2 protein-coding genes, 2 tRNA genes, 3 rRNA genes and 1 pseudogene are annotated in these 8,992 nt (G+C 58.4%); 2 read left to right on the top strand and 6 right to left on the bottom strand.

Going from position 1 to position 8,992, the window contains the following annotated elements:
• Positions 1–89 precede the first annotated feature (89 nt).
• From rrf to FOZ76_RS17980, 6 genes are all read right to left on the bottom strand, one after another.
• Positions 90–202, bottom strand: a 5S ribosomal RNA gene (gene rrf, locus FOZ76_RS18005).
• 148 nt (positions 203–350) lie between these two features.
• Positions 351–3,231: ribosomal RNA gene (locus tag FOZ76_RS18000) — 23S ribosomal RNA — on the bottom strand.
• 311 nt (positions 3,232–3,542) lie between these two features.
• A tRNA-Ala gene (locus tag FOZ76_RS17995) sits at positions 3,543–3,618 on the bottom strand.
• Positions 3,619–3,658: 40 nt separating this feature from the next.
• Positions 3,659–3,735: transfer RNA gene (locus FOZ76_RS17990), tRNA-Ile, on the bottom strand.
• 135 nt (positions 3,736–3,870) lie between these two features.
• Positions 3,871–5,401: ribosomal RNA gene (locus FOZ76_RS17985) — 16S ribosomal RNA — on the bottom strand.
• Together the 16S, 23S and 5S rRNA genes with 2 tRNA genes alongside form the textbook arrangement of a ribosomal RNA operon.
• Positions 5,402–6,761: 1,360 nt before the next feature.
• On the bottom strand, positions 6,762–7,787 hold the full coding sequence (locus FOZ76_RS17980; protein ID WP_143949676.1) for a LacI family DNA-binding transcriptional regulator: 1,026 nt from the start codon (positions 7,785–7,787) through the stop codon (positions 6,762–6,764).
• 98 nt (positions 7,788–7,885) lie between these two features.
• Between FOZ76_RS17980 and FOZ76_RS17975 the strand changes: the two genes are divergently transcribed.
• Both FOZ76_RS17975 and FOZ76_RS17970 read left to right on the top strand, forming a co-directional pair.
• Positions 7,886–8,656, top strand: a complete 771-nt coding sequence (locus FOZ76_RS17975) for an SDR family NAD(P)-dependent oxidoreductase (protein ID WP_143949675.1) — start codon at positions 7,886–7,888, stop codon at positions 8,654–8,656.
• 33 nt (positions 8,657–8,689) lie between these two features.
• A pseudogene (locus tag FOZ76_RS17970) lies at positions 8,690–8,992 on the top strand (Bug family tripartite tricarboxylate transporter substrate binding protein); the annotation flags it as partial.

Raw genomic sequence — 8,992 nt, 5'->3', positions numbered from 1 at the left:
GCCTGCTCGGCGCTGAGCGCTGGAGTTTTAGGGGGCGGTAAAAGACAAAGCCCCGTATCCTTTTGGATACGGGGCTTTGTGGTGTAAGAGCCTGACGATGACCTACTTTCACAGACGTACGTCCACTATCATCGGCGCAAAGGCGTTTCACGGTCCTGTTCGGGATGGGAAGGAGTGGGGCCACCTTGCTATGGTCGTCAAGCGTAACGGGTTGCGCTGCGGTCGGTTGGACAGCAGCGCCAATTCGGAAGAAGCGTTGGCCGTCGCGTTGGCGACGACACCAGTATTCGTGTGTTCTGCGTTGCGGGTGTTGTGGATTGCACGGCACGCGCTACAACCATCAGGGTTATAGGATCAAGCCGCACGGGCAATTAGTACTGGTTAGCTCAACGCATTACTGCGCTTACACACCCAGCCTATCAACGTCCTGGTCTCGAACGACCCTTCAGGGGGCTCAAGGCCCCGGGATACCTTATCTTTAGACGAGTTTCCCGCTTAGATGCCTTCAGCGGTTATCTCTTCCGTACATAGCTACCCGGCAATGCCATTGGCATGACAACCGGTACACCAGAGGTACGTCCACTCCGGTCCTCTCGTACTAGGAGCAGGCTCCATCAAGTATCCAACGCCCACGGCAGATAGGGACCAAACTGTCTCACGACGTTTTAAACCCAGCTCACGTACCACTTTAAATGGCGAACAGCCATACCCTTGGGACCGGCTACAGCCCCAGGATGTGATGAGCCGACATCGAGGTGCCAAACACCGCCGTCGATATGAACTCTTGGGCGGTATCAGCCTGTTATCCCCAGAGTACCTTTTATCCGTTGAGCGATGGCCCTTCCATTCAGAACCACCGGATCACTATGTCCTGCTTTCGCACCTGTTCGACTTGTCAGTCTCACAGTTAAGCACGCTTATGCCATTGCACTATCAGCACGATTTCCGACCGTACCTAGCGTACCTTCGAACTCCTCCGTTACACTTTGGGAGGAGACCGCCCCAGTCAAACTGCCCACCATACACTGTCCCCGATCCGGATAACGGACCTAGGTTAGAACCGCAAACAAGCCAGGGTGGTATTTCAAGGTTGGCTCCACGCGATCTGGCGACCACGCTTCAACGCCTCCCACCTATCCTACACAAGCCGATTCACAATCCAATGTAAAGCTACAGTAAAGGTTCATGGGGTCTTTCCGTCTAGCCGCGGGTAGATTGCATCATCACAAACATTTCAACTTCGCTGAGTCTCGGGAGGAGACAGTGTGGCCATCGTTACGCCATTCGTGCAGGTCGGAACTTACCCGACAAGGAATTTCGCTACCTTAGGACCGTTATAGTTACGGCCGCCGTTTACCGGGGCTTCGATCAAGAGCTTGCACCCCATCACTTAACCTTCCGGCACCGGGCAGGCGTCACACCCTATACGTCCACTTTCGTGTTTGCAGAGTGCTGTGTTTTTATTAAACAGTCGCAGCCACCGATTCTCTGAGACCCCTTCACGCTAAGCACGCAGGTGCTTCACGCTACAAGGGCATACCTTATCCCGAAGTTACGGTATCAATTTGCCGAGTTCCTTCTCCCGAGTTCTCTCAAGCGCCTTAGAATACTCATCCCGTCCACCTGTGTCGGTTTGCGGTACGGTCTCGTACAGCTGAAGCTTAGAGGCTTTTCTTGGAACCACTTCCAGTCACTTCGCGAGACATGCTCGCTCGATCCATACCCTTGAATTACGCGCCCGGATTTGCCTGAAGCGCCATCTTCGATACAGAAACAGGGACATCCAACACCCTGATGACATTCCGCGATCCGTCCCCCCATCGCACTGTACGACGGTGCTGGAATATTAACCAGCTTCCCATCAGCTACGCATCTCTGCCTCGCCTTAGGGGCCGACTCACCCTGCGCCGATGAACGTTGCGCAGGAAACCTTGGACTTACGGCGAGAGGGCTTTTCACCCTCTTTATCGCTACTCATGTCAGCATTCGCACTTCTGATACCTCCAGCAGCCTTTACAAGCCACCTTCGCAGGCTTACAGAACGCTCCCCTACCGCGTGCACAAAGTGCACACCCGCAGCTTCGGTATATTGCTTAGCCCCGTTACATCTTCCGCGCAGGACGACTCGATCAGTGAGCTATTACGCTTTCTTTAAAAGATGGCTGCTTCTAAGCCAACTTCCTGACTGTCTGTGCCTTCCCACTTCGTTTCCCACTTAGCAATATTTGGGGACCTTAGCTGGCGGTCTGGGTTGTTTCCCTCTTGAGTCCGGACGTTAGCACCCGGTGCTCTGTCTCCCAAGCTGGACTTGCAGGTATTCGGAGTTTGCCATGGTTTGGTAAGTCGCCATGACCCCCTAGCCATAACAGTGCTCTACCCCCTGCAGTCATACTTGAGGCACTACCTAAATAGTTTTCGGGGAGAACCAGCTATTTCCAGGCTTGTTTAGCCTTTCACCCCTATCCACAGCTCATCCCCTAACTTTTCAACGTTAGTGGGTTCGGTCCTCCAGCACGTGTTACCGTGCCTTCAACCTGGCCATGGATAGATCGCCTGGTTTCGGGTCTACACCCAGCGACTGAACGCCCTATTCGGACTCGCTTTCGCTACGCCTTCCCTATCCGGTTAAGCTTGCCACTGAATGTAAGTCGCTGACCCATTATACAAAAGGTACGCAGTCACCCCACAAGGAGGCTCCTACTGTTTGTATGCATACGGTTTCAGGATCTATTTCACTCCCCTTCCGGGGTTCTTTTCGCCTTTCCCTCACGGTACTGGTTCACTATCGGTCGATCACGAGTATTTAGCCTTGGAGGATGGTCCCCCCATCTTCAGACAGGATTTCACGTGTCCCGCCCTACTTGTCGCATGCCTAGTTCCACCTCGATGATTTCGTCTACAGGGCTATCACCTGCTATGGCCGGAGTTTCCAATCCGTTCGACTATCAAAGAAGCTAAATCATGCAGGCTGTTCCGATTTCGCTCGCCACTACTTTCGGAATCTCGGTTGATTTCTTTTCCTCGGGGTACTTAGATGTTTCAGTTCTCCCGGTTCGCCTCCGCTGGCCTATGTATTCAGCCAGGGATACACCCGAAGGTGTGGGTTTCCCCATTCGGACATCTGCGGATCAAAGCTTGTTTGCCAGCTCCCCGCAGCTTTTCGCAGGCTACAACGTCCTTCATCGCCTGTGATCGCCAAGGCATCCACCGTATGCACTTAGTCGCTTGATCCTATAACCATGATGGCTATAGTGACCTGAGTATTCGCGCTTGTGCCGTTCGTCGGTCTGAGTAAACATGCCTTTCGACATGCCTTGAGACTTCTCGAACTATGTATGCAATCACAACCCGTCATATTCAACGCTGCGCAAGATCGAACTTGCCGCGTGAACACACGTTACTTGTTGTTGCTTCTTCCAAATTGTTAAAGAACAGCCGTCGGGCACTAACCCAACCGTCAATGCACCAGGTCTTACCCCATGCACTCACGCTTGGACTCTGCCGTCGCGTTGTCATATTCAGGTTGCAGAATCACCAGTCAATGGTGGAGGTGAACGGGATCGAACCGATGACCCCCTGCTTGCAAAGCAGGTGCTCTCCCAGCTGAGCTACACCCCCAGATCACGCCATCATCGCCATGAACCGCTTGGGTACTTCGTGGTGGGTCTGGTTGGATTCGAACCAACGACCCCCGCCTTATCAAGACGGTGCTCTAACCGACTGAGCTACAGACCCGTCGTACCGCCAGGATCTGCGCCATCCAGGCCACCGGAGTAAGGATAAACTCCATGCACCCGATGCCTCGATCCTACAACCTGATAACTAACAACCGATAAGAGTGGACGCTTGCGCGATTTGGCGCTTGCTCTGAAAGGAGGTGATCCAGCCGCACCTTCCGATACGGCTACCTTGTTACGACTTCACCCCAGTCATGAATCTCACCGTGGTAAGCGCCCTCCTTGCGGTTAGGCTACCTACTTCTGGTGAAACCCACTCCCATGGTGTGACGGGCGGTGTGTACAAGACCCGGGAACGTATTCACCGCGACATGCTGATCCGCGATTACTAGCGATTCCGACTTCATGCAGTCGAGTTGCAGACTGCAATCCGGACTACGATCGGGTTTCTGGGATTGGCTCCCCCTCGCGGGTTGGCGACCCTCTGTCCCGACCATTGTATGACGTGTGAAGCCCTACGCATAAGGGCCATGAGGACTTGACGTCATCCCCACCTTCCTCCGGTTTGTCACCGGCAGTCTCATTAGAGTGCCCTTTCGTAGCAACTAATGACAAGGGTTGCGCTCGTTGCGGGACTTAACCCAACATCTCACGACACGAGCTGACGACAGCCATGCAGCACCTGTGTTCCGGTTCTCTTTCGAGCACTCCCAGATCTCTCTAGGATTCCAGACATGTCAAGCGTAGGTAAGGTTTTTCGCGTTGCATCGAATTAATCCACATCATCCACCGCTTGTGCGGGTCCCCGTCAATTCCTTTGAGTTTTAATCTTGCGACCGTACTCCCCAGGCGGTCAACTTCACGCGTTAGCTGCGCTACTAAGTCCCGAAGAACCCAACAGCTAGTTGACATCGTTTAGGGCGTGGACTACCAGGGTATCTAATCCTGTTTGCTCCCCACGCTTTCGTGCCTGAGCGTCAGTGTTATCCCAGGAGGCTGCCTTCGCCATCGGTGTTCCTCCGCATATCTACGCATTTCACTGCTACACGCGGAATTCCACCTCCCTCTGACACACTCTAGCCCGGTAGTTAAAAATGCAGTTCCAAAGTTGAGCTCTGGGATTTCACATCTTTCTTTCCGAACCGCCTGCGCACGCTTTACGCCCAGTAATTCCGATTAACGCTTGCACCCTACGTATTACCGCGGCTGCTGGCACGTAGTTAGCCGGTGCTTATTCTGCAGGTACCGTCATCCGGTCAGGGTATTAATCCGACCGATTTCTTTCCTGCCAAAAGTGCTTTACAACCCGAAGGCCTTCATCGCACACGCGGAATGGCTGGATCAGGGTTTCCCCCATTGTCCAAAATTCCCCACTGCTGCCTCCCGTAGGAGTCTGGGCCGTGTCTCAGTCCCAGTGTGGCTGGTCGTCCTCTCAAACCAGCTACGGATCGTCGCCTTGGTAGGCCTTTACCCTACCAACTAGCTAATCCGACATCGGCCGCTCCAATAGTGAGAGGTCTTGCGATCCCCCCCTTTCCCCCGTAGGGCGTATGCGGTATTAGCTACGCTTTCGCGTAGTTATCCCCCGCTACTGGGCACGTTCCGATGCATTACTCACCCGTTCGCCACTCGCCACCAGACCGAAGTCCGTGCTGCCGTTCGACTTGCATGTGTAAGGCATTCCGCTAGCGTTCAATCTGAGCCAGGATCAAACTCTTCAGTTCAATCTCTGATAAATTTCCGTACTGTTTAGGTACGTCGCTCGCTCAAAGGAAGACAAGTTGGATTCGAAAATCCGTCCTGACTTCTTTCGGTATGAGCACTTGATTCGTTCGCATCACTTCCCGTCCGAAGACCAGAAGTGAATCGCGCCGCTTCACCAAGCGCCCACACTTATCGGCTGTTATATTGTTAAAGAGCGGTACCGCCAAAATTCTGTACTGCGCACTGCTTTGCTGCTATTCTCTACCCTGATTCGCTGCATCGCTGCGGCGTCGTCATCAGCAGAGAAACGAGATTATGAAGAAGTTTTTTTCGTTTGTCAAGCCAGCGTTTCGTCAGACTCAATCGCTCACTCGACAACTTCTTCACGCCTCGGTTTGCTGAACACTCTCTCGCGAGAACCCTCACCAAACCGCTCGCCGCGCCCTTCCGGGCACTTGCCTCACCCGCCGTTTCGCGTCGCATTCAGCGATCAACGTGTCAGCAGCGAAGCCCTGAACTATAACACAGCTTTTAACGCTGTGTGCAAGAAGTTTTTTACCGGAAGATTCTCATCCCACCGCGCTCGCCCCAACCCGCAGAACCAGCAAACTTCCCGCCCCGCCCCTCACTCCGGCTGTCTACCAGCGCCGCGCCGCTCTTTCGAACAACGCCTGAGAAGCGAAGCCTTGAACTATAACACAACGGTCATCGTCGTGTGCAAGCTGTTTTTCAACACCCCGCCTCAGGACACCCAGCCCGGAAAAACCCCGCCCAGCGCCTAAGCACCCGACCAAGACCCTTCCCAAACCGCCTCGCCGCCTTGAACCCGGCTGTCTACCGGGCCGCCCACCGCATCTACCGGCAAACCCGATCGATGTAACGTTGCGTGAGCAGCGAAGACAGAAACTATAGCACGGAAAAATCAGCGTGCGCAACCGCGGCGCGCTTTTTGGCCTTTTTGGCATTTGCTCGGGCACTCATAGTCACAGAGACGCCGTTTCCGAAATAGATGGCCAGTGTTGCTCAGGTGTTCATGGTATCCGTCTGGGCTGACCCACGAGCTTCCTCTAGAGCCTTTACACGCCGCCTCCTCCGCTTCTTCTATTTCCTCTGCGCTCTACGGTCTCTGCGCTGCAGCCCTCGGCTCTCTGCGCACCCTGGGGTTCTCTCGCCGCGTCGCCGCCTTCGCTCCATCTCCCTATGTATAAGAAGAGAAACGAAGCTCGCCCTTCTTCCTGCAACGAGCCCGACCGCTCTCTCACCGGCCCTGGAGAGAACACCTCCTGTAGCGACAGCGCGCCTTCATGGACATTCTGCGCGGAGGCCATCTGCGCGCACGACACCGCGCCATGAGCGCCATGACGGAGCCGTCCGGCCGGCTCAGGCGTCACCGGCGCGCGACGCCGGCGGACGACAGGTCTCGCCCAGGACCAGGCTCAAAGGCAGGGTCACCCGCCTCGGTGGGTCGGCCGGGTTGGCCAGGCGTGCGAGCACCATTTCCGCCGTCGCCTGCGCGGCACCGGCAATGTCGAAACGCAGCATGGTCATGGGCGGGTACATCAGCGCGAAGGCATCGTCGGTGCCGATTCCGATCACCGACAGATCCTGCGGAACGCGGCGGCCGGCCCGACGGGCGGCCAGCAGCACCGCGGACAGCATGCGGGTGCCCAGCCCGATCAAGGCGGTGGGCGGCTCGGCCAGGCGCAGCATCTGGTCCATCTGCGCGTGTGGCGAATCGATGGCGGAGCGCAGCATGCACACCAGGGCCGGGTCATAGGCCAGGCCGCTGCGCTGCAGGCCATCGCGATAGCCCAGCAGCTTCTCGCGGCCGGGCCGGATGGCCGCGCTGGGCCCGAACAGCGCGATGCGTCGATGGCCCAGCGATGCCAGATAGGCGATGGCCTGGCTCACCCCGCTGCGATGGTCCTGGAAGAGGACGTCGGCCTCCCAATCGACTTCACGGTCCACGATGAACAACGGCAGCCGGCAGCGGGCGAAGGGATTGCGCTCGCGCGGCAGGTCTTCGGTGCCGGGCGATGCAATGATGCCTTCGAGCCGGCGATTCTCGAACAGAGAGACCAGTTCCGCTTCCTTGTCGGGATTGTCATTGGTCCCCGCGACGAGCAGCGAGAAGCCCGCGGCCTGCATATGGGTTTCGACGGCGGCGAAGAAGGCGGCCAGGAAAGGATTGGCGAGTGAGGACACCATGAAGCCGATGGCCTTGCTTCGGCCGGTCCGCAGATGCCGGGCCGTGAAGTCGGGAACGTAGCCCGTCTGCTCCACCGCCAGCGCGATGCGCCGGCGCAGGTCGTCGCTGGCGTAGCCCACACCGTTGAGCACGCGCGACACGCTCGCGATGGAGACGCCGGCCGCTTGTGCGACGTCGCGTACCGATACCTTGCCCACTAGCGTTTTCCCCGATGTAAACGTTCCATGCTTTGACGGCGAATTCTCGCATTGATAGTCTCACTCGACAAAGGAAAACGTTTACATAGGAGACGAACATGCAGGGACGCAAGGTACTGGTCGTCGGCGGCGGCCAGAGCCCGTCGCCGGACGGGCAGGCCCTCACTGGCAATGGCCGTGCGATCTGCCTGACGCTGGCCCGGCGCGGCGCACGGGTGGCATGTGCCGACCGGGATCTGGCGGCCGCGCAGGCGACGGCCGCGGCAGGCCCCGCGCAATCCATCCTGGCGCTCGAAGGCGACGTAGCCGACGCCGGGGACGTGACGCGCATGGTGCAGCAGGCGCATGCGCGCCTCGACGGACTGGATGGGCTCGTGCTCAACGTGGGCATCAGCCGTCGCGAGGCCCTGGGTGCGCTCAGCCCGGCCTCCTGGGACGCCATCCACGCGGTGAACCTGCGCGGGCACATGCTCGTGGTGCAGGCAGCGCTGCCGCTGCTGGCCCCCGGGGCCGCGGTGGTGTTCATCTCGTCGGTGGCGGCCCGCATGCCGCAGGGCCGCAATCCGGCCTATGAAACGGCCAAGGCGGGCCTGTCGGCCCTGTGCCGGGCCACGGCCTACGAAGCGCGCGAACGCGACATCCGTGCGAACACGGTGCTCGCGGGCCTGATCGATACGCCGATGGGCCGGGCCGCCACCGCTGCACGGCCGGGCCGGGCCGGCGGCCCGCTGCCGCTGGGCCGCCAGGGCAGCGCCTGGGACGTTGCGCACGCCGTGGCCTTCCTGCTCTCCGACGACGCTGCCTACATCAACGCCACCGAACTCGTGGTCGACGGCGGGCTGAGCGCCGGCGTGGTCCGCGAGGTCTAGCAGCGTCCACGCACCCACTATCGAGGAATCTTGATGCGTCCCATCCTGCCCCGCCGGCGGCCAGCCGGCGCCCCCTGGCCGCGCAGCGCACGCACGCGTCGCGTCTCGCTGTCATGTCTGTCTGGCCTGCGGCGCGCCGGCCTGTCGGCCGCTCTGGCGCTCGCTGCGGCCGGCCCGGTTCAAGCGGCCCAGCCCTGGCCCGCGAAGCCGGTGCAATTCATCGTGCCGTTCCCGGCCGGCGGGGTGACCGACATCGTCGGCCGGCTCTACGCCAATGAACTCGCGCGGCTGCTCGGCCAGCCCTTCATCGTCGATAACCGCGGCGGCGCGGGCGGC

The organism is Verticiella sediminum (assembly GCF_007558815.1).
Classification (GTDB): Bacteria; Pseudomonadota; Gammaproteobacteria; order Burkholderiales; family Burkholderiaceae_B; genus Verticiella; species Verticiella sediminum.
Note: the sequence above shows the minus strand (reverse complement) of the source record. Positions and strands in the feature narration are given on the sequence as shown.